This is a genomic window from Psychromarinibacter halotolerans (assembly GCF_029168315.1).
Taxonomy (GTDB): domain Bacteria; phylum Pseudomonadota; class Alphaproteobacteria; order Rhodobacterales; family Rhodobacteraceae; genus Psychromarinibacter; species Psychromarinibacter halotolerans.
Genome location: NZ_JARGYD010000011.1, coordinates 34078 through 53928, shown reverse-complemented (window position 1 = coordinate 53928; position 19851 = coordinate 34078). Strand labels below are relative to the sequence as shown.

The following is a 19851-nucleotide window of genomic DNA, read 5'->3' as shown; positions in this document are numbered from 1 at the left end:
GGCTTATCCTCCCAGGCCTTCGGCAAGGTTTGTCTTTGTGAGCTTTTGCGCGGCGAGGGTGCCGAAATAGGCCAGCCCCGCGACGATCAGGACCACCGCGTTGGCGGCCTGCGTGTAGTTGTAGTCGACCAGCCGCAGCGAATAGGTGGTCAGCACGTCGGTCGACGGCACCGCCAGCACGACGAACAGGCTAAGCCCCTTGATCCCCGAGATGAACGGCAGCAGGACGCCGGTCACCAGCGATCCCTTCTGGATCGGCACCACGATGCGGGTCATGCGGTGGAACCACCCCGAGCCGGCGACTTGCGCCGCCTCTTCGGGTTCCTTGCCCAGCTGCATCATGGCCGAGATCCCGGCGCGCGAGGCATAGGGCATCTGGTCCGCGATCAGGGCGAGGATCAGGATCGCCATCGTGCCGTACAGGGCCGGGACCGGGCCGCGCTGGACCGCGAACAGCGACAGATAGGCGGCGGCGAAGGCGATGCCGGGCACGAGGTAGGGGAAGAAGGTCACCTGCCGCAGGAAGACACCCAGCGGCCGCAGCGGGGTGCGCACGACGGCATAACCGACCAGCAGCCCGAGGATGCCCGACACGACCGAGGCAGAGCCGACGATCCACAGCGTGTTCCATGCCGCGCTCCACAGTTCGGGCGTCAGCAGGATGCCCTGTTGCAGCGCGACGGTGTCAAGGTTGGTGCCCAGCCAGTAGTCCAGCGTGAAGTTCTCCCATGTGAACCGGGCAGGGACGTGCATGACGGTGGACAGGAACAGGGTCAGGACCGGCAGGCCGACGCTGATGAAGAAGATGAACGCCGCGAACCCGGTCGCCGGAAGCCGCATACCCCGAAGCTGCGTCAGCCGGTTCATCGAGCCCTTGGATCCCACGGTGACGAACTTGCGCGCTTCCCGCACAAGGTAGGCGTCGATCAGCAGCGTCATGATGCCGAGGATCATGATCGAGGCCGCCAGCACACCCGCCACGCCGGTCTGGCGCGAGCCGAGGTTGCGGTACAGCGACGTTGCCAGAACGTCGAATTTCACAGGCAGGCCAAGAACATAGGCGACACCGAATTCGCCAAGGCACTTGGCGAAGATCAGCACGACGGCCGAGATCAGCGCGGGCTTCATCAACGGCAGCACGATCGACCACGCGATGCGTCCGCGGCTGGCGCCCAGCATCCGGGCGCTGTCTTCCAGCTGGCTGTCGAACCGGCGCAGGGCGCTGCCGAACAGCAGGATGATGAAGGGCGTGTAGTGCAGTGCAAGAATGATGGTGATCGGCACCTGCCCATAGGCCAGCCAATCCGGCGGCGTGAAGCCCATAGCCTCGAGCCAGCCTTGCTGGCCGCCGATGGTGCGGTTCTTGAACAGGGTGGTCCACGCCAGCGCGAAGGTCCACGCGGGCAGCATGTAGGGCACGATCAGCGCGGTCGCGAACCAGCGCCGGGCGAACATGTCGGTGCGGCTGATCAGCCAAGCCAGGATGCCGCCGATCACCAGCGACACGCCGATCGCTCCGAAGGCGACGCTAAGCGTGTTCTTCAACGGCTCCCAGAACATGTCCTGCGCGATGGGCGACAGGAAGGTGCGGTTCAGGTAGTAGGCGGTCCAGCTTCCGACATCGCCGCCGGTACGCCGGGCATCCCCGAACTGGGTCTGCACCGCGTCCAGCAGGATCGAGATGATCGGGACGACGATGAGGTAGGTAAACAGCCCGGCCATCAGCAGCCCGATGACCGTCGTCGGCTCGCGCATCGCGATCCGTGTCCGGTATCTCAGGCGTGTGGCAAGGCTGGACCGAGGGCTGTGCCCTTGGGGGTCGGACACGCTGCTCATGCCGCGCGATCCACGAATGCAACAGTGTGCATGACTTCAAAACTGGCCATATGGCTCCTCCCTTAAACGCCGATTTCTTCATTGCGGAAGGGGCATCCTGCAGCGATGGCAGGCGATGCACTCCCTTGCACCGCTGGCCAACGATTGCCCCTGAATCGACGAGCTTCCGCCAGAAAGCCTTAAGCCGACACGATGAGTCAAACGAAAAACAGATGGTAGTGATTGTAGGTGCAAGCCTAAAAGCCAAGAAATTATTTTAAAAACAGATGCTAAAAGTGATTAAAGAATCTTATCTGAAATTATCCTGCACATATGTGCACTCGGGTGGCGCGGCGCTTTTTGTAGGCCCGCTTCCAGCCAGCGCGCGACTCGCGCAACGCCAGCCCGCCACGTTCTGCGCGCTGTAAGGCGCCGATCCCTTGTCGCAGCCAAAGCGTCCCGAAAGTCCCGACCGCTGCTCGTCTGCCGTGAATGGCGGCACTGAGTAATTCTTGTGCGATGTCCGGAAATGCATCCGTCAGGGGCCGCATTTTGCTTGCATTCCGGAATTTGGCTTCCTAGCGAATACACATAATGGACAAGAAGCCGTTATTATTTTCACATAGTGGAAATAAGGAATTCAGCCGCGGGACAGCGCGGATTGGCACAAGGAGACCGAAAGATGAAACGTCGTCACTTTCTTGCAGGGGGGGCCGCCCTCTTTGCTGCCCCGTCATTCGTGCGGGCGCAGTCGAGCAATGTCCTGAGGTTCGTTCCATCCTCGGATCTCGGCGTGGTGGATCCGATCTGGACCTCGTCGAACCTGACCCGGAACCACGGGTACATGGTGTACGACACGCTTTACGGCACCGATGCCGAGTTCAACATCAAGCCGCAGATGGTCGAGGGGCACACGATCGAGGAAGACGGTCTGCTGTGGCGGCTGACCCTGCGTCCCGGCCTGACGTTCCACGATGGCGAGCCGGTGCTGGCGCGTGACTGTGTGGCCAGCATCAAGCGTTGGTCCGGGCGCGACGTGTTCGGCCAGTCGCTGATGGCCGCCACCGCCGAGCTGACCGCCCCGTCCGATAATGTCATCCAGTTCCGCCTGCACCAGCCGTTCCCGCTGCTGCCGAACGCACTGGCCAAGCTGGCCTCTTCGATGTGCGCGATCATGCCGGAACGCCTTGCCTCTGCCTCGCACACCGAGCAGATCTCGGAAATCATCGGCAGCGGTCCGTTCCGCTTTAACGAAGAGGAACGCGTGCAGGGTGCCCGCGTCGTCTATGACCGCTTCGAAGGCTACGTCCCGCGCGACGAGGCTGCGAACCGGACCGCAGGCGGCAAGCATGTCAACTTCGACCGGGTCGAGTGGCACATCATGCCCGACCACGCCACGGCGGTGAACGCGCTGGCCATCGGCGAGGTGGACTGGGTGCAGTCGCCGGTCACCGACCTGCTGCCGATCCTGACCAGCAACCCGGACGTGAACGTGGAAATCACCGACCCGACCGGCAACCAGGGCGCGTTGCGGTTCAACACGCTGCACCCGCCGTTCGACAACCCGGAAGTCCGCCGCGCGGTGCTTCACGCGGTGTCGCAGTCCGACTTCATGGCCGCGGTCGCAGGGGCGGACCCCGAGATGTCGAACACCGGCGTCGGGGTCTTCACCAAGGGCACTCCGATGGACAGCGACGCCGGGATGGAGGCGCTGAACGGTCCGCGCGACCTAGAGGAATCGCGCCGGATCATCGCCGAGTCCGGCTATGACGGCGAACCCGTCGTGCTGCTGTCGCCCAGCAACCGTCCGGTCATCAAGGCGGAATCCGAGGTGGCCGCCGACCTGCTGCAGCGGTTGGGAATGAACGTCGATCTGCAGCCGATGGACTGGAGCACCCTTCAAGGCCGCCGCGTGATGCGCGACCCGGTCGAAGAGGGCGGCTGGAACATCACGTTCACCTACATCGCGGGCATCGACACGCTCGACCCGGCCAGCCACCAGAACACGCGCGGCAACGGCGACAGCGCGCCTCCGGGATGGCCGGTCAGCGAAGAACTGGAACGCCTGCGGACCGAATGGTTCGAAGCGCCGGACTTCGAGGCCCAGAAAGCCGCCTGCGCCGCGATCCAGGAACAGGTGTTCGAGGACGTGCCGTACATCCCGCTGGGCCAATTCTTCCTGCCCACGGCCTACCGGACGACCATCGAGGGCATCCAGCCCGGTTTCCCCGTGTTCTACGGCGTCACGAAGGCCTGATACGTGCGACTGTTCACTGCGACATTGGCGACCGAGTCCAACACCTTCGCGCCGGTCTCGACCAGCCTCGCGAATTTTCGCGAGTACGTCTTCCTGCGACCGGGCGAGCATCCGGACTCAGAGCCGATGTTCTGCACAGCACCCACCTTCGTCGCCCGGCAACGGGCGGCGAGGGACGGTTTCACCGCGATCGACGGCAGCTGCTTTGCGGCCAGCCCCGGCGGTGTCACCAACCGCGCCGATTATGAATGGATGCGTGACCAGATCCTTGCAGAGCTCGCCGCAGCGATGCCGTTGGACGCGGTCATGCTGGGCCTGCACGGCGCGATGGTCGCGCACGGCTATGACGACGTCGAGGGCGACATTCTGGACCGTGTCCGCGCGATCATCGGCCCCGACTGCATCCTTGGCGTCGAATTCGACCTGCACTGCCACCTCAGCCTGAAGCGGGTGGAGCTGTGCGACGTCATCGTGCTGTACAAGGAATATCCTCACACCGACGTGGTGGACCGGGCCGAGGAACTGCTGGACCTGATCCTTGCCAAGCATCGCGGCGACATTGCGCCGGTCATGTCGGTTTACGACTGCCAGCAACTGGGTGCGTACCCGACCCAAGATCCGGTCATGCGCGAATTCGTCGACTGGGTGATCGAAAAGGAAAAGACCGACGGCGTCCTTTCGATCTCGGTGTCGCACGCCTATTGCTACGGCGACGTGCCCGACCTTGGCGGCCGCGTGCTGGTCGTCACCGATGGCGACAAGGCGCTGGCCGACGCGGTCGCGACCGAGGTCGGCGGACGGTTCCAGACCTTGCGCGGCAAGACCGCGATTGATTTCTTCGAGGTCGAGCAAGGGCTGGACCATGCCTTCGCGCAGGCGGGCGGCGGCAAGCCGATTATCGTGACCGATGCCGCTGACAACGCGGGGGCGGGGGCGCCGTCGGACAATACCACGCTGATCCGTGCGCTGCTGGCGCGGGACGCGCAAGACGTCGCCGTCGGCCCGGTCTGGGACCCGGTGGCGACGCAGCATTGCTTTTCTGCGGGGCTGGGCGCGACCTTCCCGCTGCGCTTCGGCGGCAAGACCGGCCCGGCCTCGGGCGATCCGGTCGATGCCGTGGTCGAGGTCATCGCGCTGGCCCGCGACTGCACCCAAACCTTTGGCCCGACCAAGGTCGCGCTTGGCGACTGCGCGGCGATCCGCATTGGCGGGGTCGAGATCGTGCTGAATACGGCGCGCACGCAGGCGCTGGGGCTGGAAACCTTCACCAACCTCGGTATCGACCCGACCGCGCGGGGCGTGCTGGTGCTGAAATCCAGCACCCATTTCCGCGCCGCCTATGCGCCCATCGCCGCCGAGATCGTCCACATTCACACCGACGGTCTGCTGGAACGTCGCGACTATACCCGCATCCCCTATGCCAAGGTGCGGCGGCCGATCTGGCCGCTGGACGAGCACGCTTCCGGAGGTCTGATCCATTGATGTCACTTCAACCCGCTTCGGCGCCGACGGCGGCCCGCGCATGAAGGTCCTTGTTACCGGAAGTTCTGGCTTTCTGGGCAGCTCCATCATCGGGGCGCTGGCCCGGCGCGGCGACGATCCCGTCGGGCTGGACATAGTGCCACCCTCTGGCGATGCGCTGATCATCGCGCCCGATCTGGCCGCACGCACGCGCATTGGTCACGTGGGCGACCTGGCGCGCCTGTTCGACGTGTGCCGGACCGAGAAGATCGAGGCGATCATCCACACCGCCGGGCTGGTGGGGCACGAGCCGTCGCTGAAGCAGCCGCTGACGACCTACCAGACCAATGTCATGGGGCTGGTCAACGTCTGCGAAGTGGCCCGCCAGACGGACATGCGGAAGGTGATCTTCATGTCCAGCAACGCGGCCTACCATGCCGGGGCGGGCGACAGCCTGTCGGAATCCGATCCTGTGTTCTCGGTTCGGAACGGCAACCCGGCCTCGCACTACGGCACATCCAAGATGATGGCCGAGGCGGTGGGCATGTCCTATGCCGAGTTCCACGGCCTCGACTTTCTCAGCCTGCGGGTCACCGCGATCTACGGGTTCGGCATGCGAAGCCCGCTGTACGTCAAGCCGATGGTTGAGAACGCGGTGCTGGGGCGCCCCACACGGTTCGCCACCGGCGGCGCGATGATGCGCGACTATACCCACGTCGCAGACTGTTGCGACGCCGTTTGTGCGGCACTGGACGCGCCGCGCTGGACCGCCGGGGAACAGCGGGTGCTGAACGTCGCCTGTGGCAAGACGTGGACCGCCTCGCAGGTGGCGGCGATGGTCCGCGCCGAGATCCCCGGCGCCGACATCGAGATCGGCGAGGATCTGACGCCGCTTGAGGCGAAGAACGTCAAAATGCGCGCGCCGCTGGATATTTCGGCTGCGAAACGCCTGCTGGGCTGGGCGCCGAAGCTGAGCCTGCCGGATGGGATCGCGGAATACGCCGCGCGGTTTCGTCAGTCGCTGCCGCAGGGGGCAAGGCCCTCTGAGCCGGCGACAGGCGCGGCCCGCACGCCGGTTCTAGATACCGCAACACCCCGCTGACCGCCGCGAAATCTGTAGAGAAGAGACACCGATGACCCAGCCGATCCTTTCCGTTTCGAACCTTACCACCTCGTTCCGCGTCGACGGCGAATGGCGCCCGGTGGTCAACGGCATCTCGTTCGACATCGCGGCGGGCGAAACCCTTGCCGTGGTTGGCGAATCCAGGTCGGGCAAGTCGGTGACGGCGCTGTCCATCATGGGGCTGACGCCGTCGGACATGAGCCGTGTCGAGGGGTCGATCAAGCTGGCGGGAACGGAACTGACGACGCAGTCCGAAAAAACGATGCGCGGCATTCGCGGCAACGACGTCGCGATGATCTTCCAAGAGCCGATGACCTCGCTGAACCCGGTGCTGACCATCGGGTTCCAGATCGCCGAGGCGCTGGTCCTGCACCGGGGTGTGTCGCGGTCCGAGGCCGAGGCAGAGACGATCCGCCTTCTGGAGAAGGTGCACATCCCGGCGGCGGCCTCGCGGTTCCACGATTATCCGCACCGGTTCTCGGGCGGGATGCGGCAGCGGGTGATGATCGCGATGGCTCTGGCGTGCAAGCCGAAGCTGCTGATCGCGGACGAGCCGACCACCGCGCTGGACGTGACGATCCAGGCGCAGATCCTCGACCTGATCAAGACGCTGCAGGACGAAGAGGGCACCTCGGTGCTTTTTATTACCCACGACATGGGCGTGGTGGCCGAGATCGCGGACCGCACCGTCGTGATGTACAACGGCGACCAGATCGAGACGGGCCCCACCGCCGATATTTTCGCCCGCCCGCAGGCACCCTACACGCGTTCGTTGCTGGCGGCTGTGCCGAAACTTGGGTCGATGCAGGGGCAGGCCAAACCGATGCGCTTTCCCACCGTCGACCGCGAGACGGGGCTGGCCGATGTGCCCGTGCAGGTGCCCGACACCGTGAAGGCTGACGAACCTCCGGTGCTGGACGTGAAGGGCCTGACCACGCGCTTCGACATCCGGTCGGGGATCTTGTCCAAGGTGTCCGGGCGGGTCCACGCGGTCGAGAACGTGTCCTTCAGCGTGCAGCCGGGCGAGACGTTGGCTGTGGTGGGCGAATCCGGCTGCGGCAAGTCGACAACCGGCCGGTCGGTCATGGGACTTGTGAAGCCGCAGGCGGGGACGGTGCTGCTGGATGGTGTCGATCTGACGACGCTGGGCCAGTCCGGCCTGCGCGACCAGCGGCGGCACGTCCAGATGATCTTTCAGGACCCCTTCGCCTCGCTCAATCCGCGGATGACGGTGGGGGCGGCGATTGCCGAGCCGCTGCTGATCAACGACATGGCGAAACGCTCTGGCGTCGCCGAGCAGGTGGCAGAGTTGTTGCGGAACGTCGGACTTCATCCCGAGATGGCCGACCGCTATCCGCACGAATTCTCGGGAGGCCAGCGGCAGCGGGTCTGCATCGCCCGCGCGCTTGCCGTGAACCCCCGGCTGATCGTCGCGGATGAATCCGTCTCGGCGCTGGATGTCTCGGTGAAGGCGCAGGTGCTGAACCTTATGCTGGACCTGCAGGCAAGGATGGGGCTGGCCTATCTGTTCATCAGCCACGACATGGCCGTGGTCGAACGGGTTAGCCATCGCGTCGCGGTCATGTACCTTGGCGAGATCGTCGAGATAGGTCCCCGCGCGGCGATCTTCGAGAGCCCGCAGCACCCGTATACCAAGCGCCTGTTGTCTGCGGTCCCGATCGCCGACCCGGCCCGTCGCCACGAAAAGCGTGCGGTGGTGAACGACGAGATCATGAACCCGACGCGGGCGACCGATTTCGTGGTCCCCGTGCGCGAATACCGCGAGGTTTCGGCAGGGCACAGCGTCATGGTGTGGGGCGAGGAATGGAACCACCGCACGCCCCGCGCGGCCTGATGTGGCGACGGACGCTGCCTGGCCGGGTCTTTCCGGGGCAACCGTTTGCCAGTGCGGCAAACCTGCGGCTAAGGTGACGGACCGAACCGAAGACGCGCGGACAGACATCGCCATGACACCCCCTCCGGCCTCTCCGGACGACAACGCCCCGGCTGGGCCGGATCAGGATACCTCGGGCGCCGCCCGGGGCGAGTTGCAGTCGCTGGAACGCGGCATCCGCATCCTCGACCTGTTTCTGGACGGCAACCCCGAGGCCCGGCGCGTGGCCGACGTGACCGCCGCGCTGAACATCCCGACAAGCACCGCCTATCGGCTGATCCGCGTTCTGAAATCGAACGGGCTTTTGCAGGATGGCGATGCGCGCGGCAGTTTCGAGTTGGGCGACAAGCTGCGGCTGCTGGGGGACTGCGTGCGGGGCGAGGACGGTCTTCTGGCGCGCATCCGCCCGGTGCTGGAGGGGCTGCGCAGCGCCACCGCCGAGACGGTGATGCTGACCATTCGAAGCGGCGACGAGGCGGTCCATGCCGAGGTGCTGGAGTCGGAGCAGGAATTGCGCGTGTCGATCCCGCGCGGCCGCCGGATGCACATCGCGGCGGGCGGCTCGGGCCGGGTGATCCTCGCCCACCTGCGCGACACCGAGATCGACCGCGTCCTGTCGCAGCCCGTGACGGCGTACACACCGCAAACGGTCACCGACCCCGAGCTGATCCGCGCCGAGCTGGCGCAGATCCGCGACCGTGGCTACGCCATCAGCGAAAGCCAGACGACCGCACAGACGCGCGGGATCTGTATGCCGCTGTTGTCTGCGGGCGGCATGCCGCTGGGGTCATTGACGGTCACTGGCCCCGCGTTCCGAATGGATGCCGAGCGGACCGAGATGTGCGTGTCGGCGATGCGCGACGCCATCGCGGGACTGGCCCTGTAAGGGCAGGGCGAGGGGCCAAACCGGCCCCCCGCCATTGGGTCAGATCCGTTTCGCCACGCGCGGGTCGAGCGAATCCCGCAGGCCGTCTCCCAGCAGGTTCACGGCCAGCACCGTGATCGACAGGAACAGGGCAGGGAAGAAGATGATGTTCGGGCGCACCTGCCACAGGGTCCGGCCCTCGGCCATGATGTTGCCCCACGACGGCGTCGCGGGCGGCACGCCTGCGCCGATGAAGGACAGGATCGATTCCACCAGCATCGCGCTTGCGCAGATATAGGTCGCCTGCACCAGGATCGGGGCCACCGTATTTGGCAGGATGTGCCGCAGGATGATGCGCGGCGTCCGCGCGCCCTGCGAAATCGCGGCCTCGACATAGGGCTGTTCGCGCAGCGACAGCACCACGCCCCGCACCAGCCGCGCCACGCGCGGAATTTCGGCAAGCGAGATCGCGATGATGACGTTCGCGATAGAGCCTCGGGTCAGGGCCATCATCGCGATGGCCAGCAGGATCGACGGGATCGACATCATCGCGTCGATGATCCGCATGATGATGCCGTCGGTCCAGCGCACGAACCCTGCGATCATGCCGACCGCCAGCCCGATCACCGATGCGACGATCGCCACGCTGAAGCCGATGGCAAGCGACACACGCGCGCCGTAGACCACGCGGGAATAGACGTCGCGGCCCAGCATGTCGGTGCCGAACGGAGTCTCTGCGCTTGGCGGCTGCAGGCGCAGGGTCGGAGCGATCTCGGACGGGTTCACGGTGCCCAGAAGCGGCGCGAGTATGCCAGCCAGCGCGATCAGCAGCAGCATGCCGCCGCCGATGGTGACCGAAGGATAGCGTCGCAGATAGCGCCGGAACCGCGCGCTGCGACCAAGGCGGGCGCGGACTGCGCCGGAATGGATGGCGGAAGACGTGGGGGTTGCGGTGTCGCTCATGCTCAGTACCGGATCCTCGGGTCCACAAGGGTGTAGGTCAGGTCGACCAGAAGGTTCACCAGAACGTAGACAAGGCTGAAGACCAGCAGCACGCCCTGGATGACGGGATAGTCTCGCCACATGATGGAATCGACCGTGAGGCGGCCGAGACCCGGAATGGCGAAGACGCTTTCGGCGACGACCGCGCCGCCGATCAGCAGCGCGACGCCAAGACCGATGACGGTAATGATCGGCACCGCGGCATTCTTCAGCGAATGCAGGAACAGGATGTCCTTCTGCGCCACGCCCTTGGCGTGCGCGGTGCGGACATAGTCTTGGTTCAGCACCTCCAGCATCGTCATGCGGGTGACGCGGGCGATCAGCGCGATATAGATCATCCCCACCGTCAGCGACGGCAGCATCAGGTTTCGCAGCCACGGCAGCACGCCTTCGGACAGCGGGGTATAGCCCTGCAACGGCAGCCAGCCGAGTTTCAGGGCAAGGAACCACGACAGCACGTAGCCCGCGACGAAGACCGGCACCGAAAAGCCGAGCACCGCGAAGGCCATCGTCGCCTTGTCGATCCAGCTGCCGGCTTTCCACGCCGCCAGCACGCCCATCGGCACGCCGACCGCCACCGCGAACAACAGCGACAGCACCATCAGAGACATGGTGGGCTCGACGCGCTGAAGGATCAGCTCGGACACGGGCAGGTTGGTGTAGATCGAGGTGCCAAGATCGCCGCGCAGGGCGCTCAGGCTCCAGTCGGCGAAGCGCACGAGGAACGGGCGATTCAGGCCCATGCTCTCGCGGATCGCTTCGACCTCTTCGGCGGTGGCGTGGTCGCCTGCAATCACCGCCGCCGGGTCGCCGGGCGCGAGGTACAGCAGCGAGAATACGAACAGCGCGACGAAGATCATCACCGGGATCGTCGCCAGCAGACGCTTGATGATAAAGGTCAGCATGTGGGGTCTTGCTTTGTCATGGGTCCTCCGCGTGACCGCACCATGGCGATCCCTGAACCGCCCGCAGCCCGAGAGCAGAAGCCTCGGACAGCGGACTACTTTGTTATGATTGTCAGACAATATGATTGTCTGCGGCGGCTCAAGGTTTATCCGCAGATCAGGGCAGGGCGACCGGCGATTTCCTCCGCGGTGATCAAACAATGTGCAGGCGCGATGGATGCGTCAGCGGGGTTGGGGGACAGCGGTCGGGATGGGCGGTTGAGAAACGGAAAAACCAGCCGCGACGCCTGCTTCGCGGCGGGTGAATTTCTTTCGGAAACGTCTGAGACGGTCGAGGCTCAGGCGATGTCGTCGGCCAGGATAGCGTCGCCCCAAGGGCTCATGATCTCGGTCGCACCGCAGTTCCGACCGTTCTGCCGCATAACGCCGGCGGGCACGCCGAAGGCATAGGGGTGGACGGTCCGTTTCGCGGTGCCCGTATCGGCCACGCCCGACAGTGCCTCGACGATTTCGGGCGACAGGTCTTCGTCCGCGATGATGCGCTCGGTGCCGCTGACGTCGATGCGGGGGTGGTGGAACGCGTCTTCAAGGCTCATGCCGAAGTCCAGCATGAAGCTGGCGAGGTTGGTGACCGAGGGCAGGATCTTCCGCCCGCCTGCGGCGCCGATCGCGAACATGGTGTCGCCGGTGCTGCCAATGGTCGGGCAGACGTTCATCAGGCAGGCCTTGCCCGGCGCCAGCGAATTCGGCCGGCCGGGTTCGGGATCGAACCACATGATGCCGTTGTTCATCAGCATCCCGGTCGAGGGCGACACGACCCGGCTGCCGAACTTGGACAGCAAGGTCTGCGTGACGTTGATCATGTTGCCGTCCTTGTCGACCACGCTGAACGTGGTCGTGCAGGATTCGGACCCCGCCGGTTCGTCCTCGGCCCCGTCCTGCGACAGGCGCGCCTTGTACGCGTCGCGCAGCGCCGTCGCCGTGGCGGCGAAGCTGGCGGCGTCGGGGCTGTCGCCGAACGTGGACTGCGCCAACTGGCGGAAAGTGCGGACAAGCGACGCGCCCGCGCTGGGGCCGGAGGGCGCATGGATCACGCCGCCGCGATAGGCAATCTCGCGCGTGGGGGACGCCTTGGCGCTGTAGGTCGACAGATCTTCCGCCGACAGCGACGACCCCTTGGCGGCCATGTCGGCCACCAGCGCCTCGGCGGTGCGGCCCTCGTAGAAGTCGCGCGCCCCGGCTTCGGCCAGCTGGCGCAGGGTCGCCGCCATTGCGGACTGGTCCAGCCGCTGTTCGCTGACGTCGGTCCAGCCTGCGATGTTGGGCCACTGCCCGTCGACAAGGAACATGGCGGCGGCATCGGGGTCCTGCGCAAGGTTGCGCGTAACAGCCGCGATCATCAGCGAAGCGTACCAGTCGATCAGCATTCCCTTTTCGGCCAGCCCGACGGACGGGGCCAGCAGATCCGCCCAGTCGCGGGTCGCGTGGCGCTGGTGCAGCATCTCGATTCCGGCGACGAAGCCCGGCACCGCGATGGAATGCGGGCCGAAGACGTTGCGGTCGTCCTTCACCTTGGTCCAGGTGAACAGGTCCGAATGGCCGTCGCCGCGCTCCAGCGGGTAGTCCTCCAGCCGCAGCCCGACCGGAGACCGCATCCCGAACTCGATGGTCTCGGCCTGCTGCCGGTCCGCGCGCCACAGGGTCATCATCCCGCCGCCCACCGGCCCGCTCATCCACGGCTCGACCACCCCAAGGGCGAACGCGGTCGCGACGGCCGCGTCAAAGGCGTTGCCGCCCTCGGCCAACACGCGCGCACCGGCTTCGGATGCGGTGCGGTGCTGACTGGCGACGACGCCACCGTCGGTCCACTCCACGGTCTTGGTGATCTTCTGGGTGGTCGAGAAGTTGCTCATGGTCTTGCTTTCAGCGTGGTGTTTCAGGGCGCGTCCGAGGGGCGGGCAAGTTCGGTGCCCAGATGGTACAGGCAATCGCCGGGCTCTGCATGTCCAAGACTGCGACGGCACAGGACGAAGCCGTCCCTTTCGAAGCAGACCGTTTCGGGCTCGGTCCATCCGGTCAGGGGGTCGTGGATGCGGGCGGCGGGCTGGCCCGCCGTGACGGTGGCGCCGGGTTCGACCAACGGCTCGAAGATCCCGCGCGTTCCGGCGAAGACGAAGTAATCCGCGCCGCCGACCTGCATCAGGCGCGTTGCGCTGTCGGCCGGGGCCGGTGTGTCTCGCAGCATGCCCAGATGGGCCAGCAGCCGCATCAGACCGGCCTCGACAAGGTCCAGCGCCGCGCGTGACGTCCGTCCCGCGCCGCCGGCCTCGGTCCCGATCGCGGTGACGCCCTGCCGGATCGCGGCCGAGGCGAAGGATTGCGGCGCGCCCGAGGTGGTGGCCGACACGAAGCTGGTCGGTGCCCCGAAGGCATCCAGCATCCCGATCACCGCGCGGTTCCGGGGGGTGTCGCCGGGCTGCATGTTGCCAACACCCGACGGCACGTAGTCCAGCGAACTGCCGCCCGAATGCAGGTCGATCGCGTGGGTCGACTGCGGCATCAACTCGTTTTCGATGTAGTCGGCGATCTGCCGGGTCGGGGTGCCGTCCGGGTCGCCGGGAAAGCAACGGTTGAGGTTGCCGTCGTCCAGCGGAGAGGTCCGCTGCCCGGCCATAAGCGCGGGGTGGTTGGCCGAGGGCAGAACGATGATCCGCCCCCGGAGTCTGCCGAGGTCAAGCGACTGCACCAGCCTGCGGGCGGCGATGTGCCCCTCGTACTCGTCACCGTGGTTGCCCGCGACCACAAGAAGCGAGGGGCCATCGCCGTTCCTGAGACAGGCGATGGGAATCCGAATGTGGCCATAGGCCGACCTGTGCGTCGAATGCGGCAGGCGCAGGTGACCTGTCTGGCGGCCGTCCTGCTGGAAGTCGACCGACGTCGAGATGGCCATGCGCCGCATCGATCAGTCCTTGGACGGGACGTAGGCGATCGCTTCGATCTCAAGCCCGCAGTCCATCGGGGTCCGGCCAGCCTGCATCCGGGCACGGGCGGGCAGGGCTTCGAAGCTGGAGAAATACTTGACGTAGACCTTCTCGAACTCTTCGGCCTGCGTCTGGTCCTTCAGCCACACGTTCGTCTTCAAGAGGCAGTCCATGTTGGACCCGGCCGCTTCGACCAGCTTCTTGATGTTGTCCATGACGATCTCGACCTGACGCGGGAACGGCGTGTCGGGCATCGGGGGCACCTTGGTGCCGTTCTTGCGCGCCTCTGCGACCTCGGCGCAGAATTCGGCGTCGAAGGGGGCAAGGCCCGAAAGGTACAGCATGTCGCCATAGCGCACACACAGATTGTAGGATCCGCCGTTCTCGGGAACGTCGGCGCGGATGATTTCCTTATGCATTGTCGGGTCCTTTTCCGTCCTATCAGCCATCCGGCTGTCGAATGTACCTTTAATACGATATGACAATCTGTCAATATTACGAGGCGAGGCTTCCGCGACGGGACCCGCGAACCTGCAGGAGTAAGAAGAATGAGCAATTCGGCCGAAGTCGCGATCGTTACCGGCGCAAGTCAGGGGCTGGGGCGGGCAATCGCGCTGGAACTGGCCAGCGGCGGTCGGGCACTGGTGCTGTCGGCCCGCCGCGCGGACGTCCTTGCCGAGGTCGCGGACGAAGCGCGCGCCGCCGGTGCGCCGGACGTGCTTGTGCAGGCCACCGATCTGTCGCAGCCCGAGGCCCCGGCACAGGTCGTCGCGCAAACGATGGAGCGGTTCGGCCGGATCGACGTTCTGGTAAACAACGCGGGCACCACCAAGCGGGGCGATTTTCTTGACCTGACGGACGAGGATTTCCTGTCCGGCTTCGGCCTGAAATTCCACGCCGCTGTCAGGTTCTGCCGCGCGGCGTGGCCGGCCTTGGCGGAAAGCGGCGGCAGCATTGTCAACATCTCTGGCATCGGCGCGCAGACGCCCGCCGCGGATTTCACCATCGGTGGGTCTGTGAACTCGGCGATGATCAACTTCGGCAAGGCGATCTCCAAGCGTGGCCTGCCGCAGGGCATCCGGGTCAACACCGTCTGCCCCGGCCACATCCTGACCGACCGGCTGTCGAAACGCGTGCAGGCTCTGGCCGACCGCGAGGGGATCACATTCGACGCCGCCGCCGACCGGTTCCGCGCCGAAAGCAAGATCGAGCGGTACGGCACCCCGGAAGAGATCGCGCAGCTGGTCGGATTCCTGTGCTCTGACAAGGCGGCCTATATTCAGGGCACGGTCATTGTCGCGGACGGAGGCGCGACGCCGGGCATCTGATGCCCGGCCACGGCCTTAGGCGACCTCTTCGTCCATCATGCTCAGCGCGGTCTTTCCGGCCATGCGGATGTGGTCCTGCGCCGCCTTGCGCGCGGCAGGCGCATTGCGGGCGATCAGTTTGTCGACAAGATCCGCCAGCTCGCGAACCGAGTCCTCGGCGCGGCCGGGTGCTTGCAGCGAGGTCGCCCGCAACAGCATGACGCGGGAATCCAGCAGCGTCATGCAGGCGTTCAGCGTTTCGTTCTGAGCGCCGTCCAGCAGGCATTCGTAGAACCGGTTCTTGGCCTGCAATTGCGCAAGGCGGTCGGTCGACGGCGGCAGGTCGCGGAACGCGGCGAAGGCTTCCTTGAGCGCGTCGCACTGGGCGTCCGTTGCATTGGTGGCGAACAGCTCGCAGGCCAAGCCCTCTAGCTCGATCCGCACCTTGTAGATGCCCTCGGCCTGCTCGCGCGTGACCTTGGTCACGAAGGGGCCGCGATGGGGGATCACGGTGATCCAGCCCTCTGTCTCAAGCTGACGCAGCGCCTCGCGGACAAGGGTACGGCTGACGCCAAGCACCTCGCACAGCTCGCGTTCGGGCAGGTGCGATCCCGCCTCGAAATGTCCGGTCGAGATGGCGTTGCGAATGTTCTCGGTTACGGTCTGCCGCAAGGGCGCGGCGACCTTCTGGACGCGGAATGCGTTCGGGGGGGTGGTCATGGATTTCTTGCTCAGTCCTGTCAGGTGTTTGTGTTCTGGCAGTGGCCGTCTCGGTGTCGTCCAAGTGACATCGTGCCCGTTCGGGTTCCGCGGCTGTCCACGGCATAATACTCAACGTGTGGCGCGCTCGCAGAGCGGCCGCATCTGGCGAGGGCCCGATGACTGTCTGGATCGGAAATGAATGTCATGCGGTGCCGGAGCCTCCCAACTGGCAACACTAAAGCCGGCAGCATATGGCACCCGGCGGAAGTATCCTAATACAATCATACGGGAGTATCGAAGGGGCTTTTGTCCAAACGGACAAATTTTCCATCGCGCGGCGACGCGAACTCGGGATAAAGCCGCGCGACCAGCGGATCGTGCCCGGGGATTATGCGGTCCGGGCCTTCTGCCAGCGCGATGATGCGGCGATAGCTGTCCAGAGTGGTGTCCCGATCATGGTAGACCGGGAAAACCCTGTCGTCGTGCAGGTGGGCGTACAGGTGGGCGGCGTCGCCCGCGATGACGACCCAGCCGCGCTGGGTGAACACCCGCACTGCCTGCAATCCGGCGGAATGGCCGCCGGTCAGGTGAAGCGTCAGGCCGGGGTCCAGCTGGACATCGCCGTCATGGAACATGATCCGACCTGCATAAAGCTGCTGCACCACGTGGACGATGTCGTCGCCGTCGTAGGCGCCATGCGGCGGCGGGTGGCTGACGGCCGGGCCGGTGACATGCGCCATCTCTGCGTGTTGCAGGTGCAGCCGCGCGTTCGGGAAGGCCTCCAGGCCGCCCGCGTGATCATAGTGCAGGTGGGTCATGACGACGTCTTCGACCCGCGCTGCGTCTATTCCGATCGCGGCAAACCCGTCGGCGGGCGCGCACAGAAGCCGGCGGCCGCGTGGGCGTGCCTGTGCGTCGGAAAAGCCGGTGTCGATCACGAAGACCCGGTCCCCGCGACGCGCGACCCAGATGTAATAGTCGAGGTCCGAACCGGCGGCATCCGGATCGCCGTCGTCGAAATTGTCAGCGTCACTGCGTCCCGTGTGGGTGCCGTACCGCAGCGCGAACAACTCGAACGGATCGGGCTGGGTCATGCCGCCACCTCTGCCATTGGGGCGCGGCAGGCCAAAGCGGCAAGGCGCGCGGCGTCCGGCAGGGTGTCCAGCGACCAAACCGCGTCGATCAGCGGCTGGGTGTCCCATGTCACGCCGCGATACTCCGCCAGCGCGCGCAGCTTGTCCTCGATCTGCGCGTTGGTCATCGGGTTGTCCGTCGATCCGCGCGCAGCGGTGATGGTGACCTGTCGCTCGGTGCCATCGGCCATCCGGGCCGTCAGTGCGACGGCGCCAATGTCCATATCGGCATCATCCTCGAACGTCATCGCGGGCCGTCCCGTCTTCAGCGTGCCTATGACCGCGTCGTCCGTGAAATCCGCCAACCCGACCTCGCCCGAAAGGGCCACGGCGAAGGCGTGCTGCGCGCTGACCTGCGCTTCGCGTCCGGTGGCGACGTCGGGGCGGTCGGCGCGCTGACGCAGCAGCGGGTGCCCGCGCAGGGTGATGTCCGCTATGTCCGACAGCCTAACGCCGTCCGACTGCAACACGGCGGCGGCGTCGATCACCGGGTTCAGTACGACGCCGACAGGGTACGGCTTGTAGGTGTTGTCCGCGAAATCCCAGCGTGTCCCGAGATCCTGCGACAGCGCCTTGGCGTGGGGCGCGTCCGCATACAGGTGCAGAATGCCGCGCTGGCCGGTCAGCGGGGCGTCCGGGCCCGAGAAACCCTTCTCGGCCAGGAGGGCCGCCAGCAGGCCGCCGCGCGCCGCGTTTCCGACGCTGAGCGACTTTGTCATCGTGCCAAGCGTCTCGACCATGCCAGCGGACTGCCCGCAGGCATTGGCGATTGCCCAGCCGATCCGGCGTTCATCCAGCCCAAGCGCGACCGAGGCCGCGACGGCGGCCCCCACAACGCCGCAGGTCGACGTGATGTGCCAACCGCGCGCGTAGTGGTCGGGCGACACGGCAAGGCCAAGGCGGCATTCCACCTCGGCGCCGATGATGAACGCCCGCAGCAGGTCGGCGCCGGTCATGTGTCTGGTCTCGGCCAGTGCCAGCAGGACCGGAGCGACGGGGGCAGTCGGATGGATGATGGTGCCCGGATGGGTGTCGTCGAAGTCGAAGATGTTGGCGCTGGCCGCGTTCAGGAAGGCGGCGGTGGGCAGGTCGGTGCGGTCGGGCCGCCCGATGACGCCACAGGTTGCGGGACCGGCGAACGGGGTCAGAACAGACGCAGCGATGTCGATGGCGGGCTCGCCGCTGCCCGCCAAGGCAGTGGCAAACATGTTCAGCAGGGACCGGCGGCCTTCCGAAAGCACGCGTTCGGGAACCGCAAGCGATGCCGCGTCGGCGGCAAAGCGGGCGAGCGCCGTTTCCGCCGGAAGCGCGGGCGCGCTCACTCGGCGGCCTTCTGCGCGACGTCCTTGCCGCGCACCTCGGCCCCGGCCCAGCCTTCGACCACACGGATGACCTCGGTCATATCGGCATCGGGGCCCAGCGAGTCGCGGGCGATGTTCATCAGCTGCCGCACGGCGTTGCCGACGATCATGGGCACGCCCATGCGGTCGCCTTCCTCCAGACACAGCCGCGCGTCCTTGGACGACAGCGCGATGGCGAAGCCGAAGTCGAAGCTGCCGGGCAGGACGAAATTGGGGATCTTGTCCGTGGTCGCGCTGTTGCGGCCGCTGCCAGAGTTCAGGACCTCCAGCATGGTTTCCGGCTCCAGCCCCAGCTTGCGCCCCAGCACAAGACATTCCGAGGTGACGGCGAGGGCGGCAGAGGACATCAGGTTGTTGATGATCTTCATTGAGTGGCCGCTGCCGGCCTCGGTTCCGACCACGAACTGCTTGCCAAAGCACGCGATCACCGGCGCAAGCGTCTCGATCCACCCGGCATCGCCCGAGACCATCAGCGTCAGCGTGCCCTTGCGCGCCCCGGCGACGCCGCCGCTGACGGGGCAGTCGATCCAGGTCTTGCCGGCGTCGGAAAGGACCTGCGCCACTTCGGTCGCGACGCGGGGGCCAGTGGTCGACAGGTCCACGATCACCTCTGCGCGTTCGGCTTCGCGCAACCCGCCGGGCGACAGGCAAACCGCTTTCACCGCATCCGGCGTCGGCAGCGACATGAAGACGACGTCGGCGTTCCGGCCAAGGTCGGACAGCGATTCCGCCACCGTCGCACCATCGGCGACAAGGGTTTCCGCGACGTCGCGGCGGGTGTCGAACACCGAAAGGGAATACCCGGCCTCGAGCAATCTGCGCGCCATCGGCAGGCCCATGTTGCCAAGTCCGACAAAACCATAACTGCGGCTGGTCACTGATATTCTCCTTGTATTGCAGGTATTTGGCGGCTTCGTCGCGCGCCTGTCCGTATCCATTTCCGCAGACGATAGCATCAATCGAAGGATGTTCCAACAATATGATGCTAGGACAATAATACAATCTTGACGCCCCCCGGATCGGTGGTTAGCGTCCGGCGCAATAC

16 protein-coding genes are annotated in these 19851 nt (G+C 65.8%); 6 read left to right on the top strand and 10 right to left on the bottom strand.

Annotated elements, in window-relative coordinates:
- Positions 1-3: 3 nt before the first annotated feature.
- On the bottom strand, positions 4-1755 hold the full coding sequence (locus P1K30_RS20840) for an ABC transporter permease (protein WP_275634716.1): 1752 nt from the start codon (positions 1753-1755) through the stop codon (positions 4-6).
- Positions 1756-2608: 853 nt separating this feature from the next.
- On the opposite strand from P1K30_RS20840, the gene P1K30_RS20835 reads away from it, so the two are divergent.
- The 5 genes from P1K30_RS20835 (at position 2609) to P1K30_RS20815 (ending at position 9436) form a co-directional block, all read left to right on the top strand.
- Positions 2609-4072, top strand: coding sequence for an ABC transporter substrate-binding protein (locus tag P1K30_RS20835; protein WP_275634715.1), 1464 nt, complete (start codon positions 2609-2611; stop codon positions 4070-4072).
- Between the two features lie 3 nt (positions 4073-4075).
- Entirely contained in the window at positions 4076-5554 is a 1479-nt protein-coding gene (locus tag P1K30_RS20830) for a M81 family metallopeptidase (RefSeq protein WP_275634714.1), read from the top strand.
- A gap of 40 nt (positions 5555-5594) precedes the next feature.
- Positions 5595-6635, top strand: coding sequence for an NAD-dependent epimerase/dehydratase family protein (locus P1K30_RS20825; protein WP_275634713.1), 1041 nt, complete (start codon positions 5595-5597; stop codon positions 6633-6635).
- Between the two features lie 31 nt (positions 6636-6666).
- Positions 6667-8511, top strand: a complete 1845-nt coding sequence (locus P1K30_RS20820) for an ABC transporter ATP-binding protein (protein ID WP_275634712.1) — start codon at positions 6667-6669, stop codon at positions 8509-8511.
- Between the two features lie 112 nt (positions 8512-8623).
- The gene (locus P1K30_RS20815) at positions 8624-9436 is read left to right on the top strand and encodes an IclR family transcriptional regulator (protein ID WP_275634711.1); all 813 of its coding nucleotides are present in this window, start codon (positions 8624-8626) and stop codon (positions 9434-9436) included.
- Between the two features lie 39 nt (positions 9437-9475).
- On the opposite strand, the gene P1K30_RS20810 is transcribed toward P1K30_RS20815, so the two are convergent.
- The 5 genes from P1K30_RS20810 to P1K30_RS20790 form a co-directional block, all read right to left on the bottom strand.
- Positions 9476-10378, bottom strand: a complete 903-nt coding sequence (locus tag P1K30_RS20810) for an ABC transporter permease (RefSeq protein ID WP_275634710.1) — start codon at positions 10376-10378, stop codon at positions 9476-9478.
- A gap of 2 nt (positions 10379-10380) precedes the next feature.
- Positions 10381-11322: an ABC transporter permease gene (locus P1K30_RS20805; RefSeq protein ID WP_275634709.1), complete on the bottom strand. Its 942-nt coding sequence runs from the start codon at positions 11320-11322 to the stop codon at positions 10381-10383.
- A gap of 338 nt (positions 11323-11660) precedes the next feature.
- Positions 11661-13235 (bottom strand): gamma-glutamyltransferase, encoded by a 1575-nt coding sequence (locus P1K30_RS20800; protein ID WP_275634708.1) that lies wholly within the window; start codon positions 13233-13235, stop codon positions 11661-11663.
- Between the two features lie 23 nt (positions 13236-13258).
- Positions 13259-14272, bottom strand: coding sequence for a succinylglutamate desuccinylase/aspartoacylase family protein (locus tag P1K30_RS20795; protein WP_275634707.1), 1014 nt, complete (start codon positions 14270-14272; stop codon positions 13259-13261).
- Positions 14273-14284: 12 nt separating this feature from the next.
- Positions 14285-14722 (bottom strand): RidA family protein, encoded by a 438-nt coding sequence (locus P1K30_RS20790; RefSeq protein ID WP_275634706.1) that lies wholly within the window; start codon positions 14720-14722, stop codon positions 14285-14287.
- 129 nt (positions 14723-14851) lie between these two features.
- On the opposite strand from P1K30_RS20790, the gene P1K30_RS20785 reads away from it, so the two are divergent.
- Positions 14852-15631 carry an SDR family oxidoreductase gene (locus tag P1K30_RS20785; protein WP_275634705.1) on the top strand — a complete coding sequence of 260 codons (780 nt, stop codon included), beginning with the start codon at positions 14852-14854 and terminating at the stop codon, positions 15629-15631.
- A gap of 15 nt (positions 15632-15646) precedes the next feature.
- Here the strand turns inward: P1K30_RS20785 and P1K30_RS20780 are convergent, their stop codons facing one another.
- The 4 genes from P1K30_RS20780 to P1K30_RS20765 form a co-directional block, all read right to left on the bottom strand.
- The gene (locus P1K30_RS20780; protein WP_275634704.1) at positions 15647-16330 is read right to left on the bottom strand and encodes a GntR family transcriptional regulator; all 684 of its coding nucleotides are present in this window, start codon (positions 16328-16330) and stop codon (positions 15647-15649) included.
- Between the two features lie 263 nt (positions 16331-16593).
- Positions 16594-17406, bottom strand: coding sequence for an N-acyl homoserine lactonase family protein (locus P1K30_RS20775; protein ID WP_275634703.1), 813 nt, complete (start codon positions 17404-17406; stop codon positions 16594-16596).
- Positions 17403-18767, bottom strand: a complete 1365-nt coding sequence (locus tag P1K30_RS20770) for an MmgE/PrpD family protein (RefSeq protein ID WP_275634702.1) — start codon at positions 18765-18767, stop codon at positions 17403-17405. Before P1K30_RS20770 ends, P1K30_RS20775 begins: the two co-directional genes overlap by 4 nt.
- Entirely contained in the window at positions 18764-19762 is a 999-nt protein-coding gene (locus tag P1K30_RS20765; protein WP_338052391.1) for an NAD(P)-dependent oxidoreductase, read from the bottom strand. Before P1K30_RS20765 ends, P1K30_RS20770 begins: the two co-directional genes overlap by 4 nt.
- Positions 19763-19851: the final 89 nt, after the last annotated feature.

Coding starts and splice junctions, on each gene's coding strand:
- P1K30_RS20840 (WP_275634716.1), bottom strand. CDS start 1,755: ATGCGCGAGCCGACGACGGTCATCGGGCTGCTGATGGCCGGGCTGTTT.
- P1K30_RS20825 (WP_275634713.1), top strand. CDS start 5,595: ATGAAGGTCCTTGTTACCGGAAGTTCTGGCTTTCTGGGCAGCTCCATC.
- P1K30_RS20820 (WP_275634712.1), top strand. CDS start 6,667: ATGACCCAGCCGATCCTTTCCGTTTCGAACCTTACCACCTCGTTCCGC.
- P1K30_RS20815 (WP_275634711.1), top strand. CDS start 8,624: ATGACACCCCCTCCGGCCTCTCCGGACGACAACGCCCCGGCTGGGCCG.
- P1K30_RS20810 (WP_275634710.1), bottom strand. CDS start 10,378: ATGAGCGACACCGCAACCCCCACGTCTTCCGCCATCCATTCCGGCGCA.
- P1K30_RS20805 (WP_275634709.1), bottom strand. CDS start 11,322: ATGCTGACCTTTATCATCAAGCGTCTGCTGGCGACGATCCCGGTGATG.
- P1K30_RS20800 (WP_275634708.1), bottom strand. CDS start 13,235: ATGAGCAACTTCTCGACCACCCAGAAGATCACCAAGACCGTGGAGTGG.
- P1K30_RS20795 (WP_275634707.1), bottom strand. CDS start 14,272: ATGGCCATCTCGACGTCGGTCGACTTCCAGCAGGACGGCCGCCAGACA.
- P1K30_RS20790 (WP_275634706.1), bottom strand. CDS start 14,722: ATGCATAAGGAAATCATCCGCGCCGACGTTCCCGAGAACGGCGGATCC.
- P1K30_RS20785 (WP_275634705.1), top strand. CDS start 14,852: ATGAGCAATTCGGCCGAAGTCGCGATCGTTACCGGCGCAAGTCAGGGG.
- P1K30_RS20780 (WP_275634704.1), bottom strand. CDS start 16,330: ATGACCACCCCCCCGAACGCATTCCGCGTCCAGAAGGTCGCCGCGCCC.
- P1K30_RS20775 (WP_275634703.1), bottom strand. CDS start 17,406: ATGACCCAGCCCGATCCGTTCGAGTTGTTCGCGCTGCGGTACGGCACC.
- P1K30_RS20765 (WP_338052391.1), bottom strand. CDS start 19,762: ATGCTATCGTCTGCGGAAATGGATACGGACAGGCGCGCGACGAAGCCG.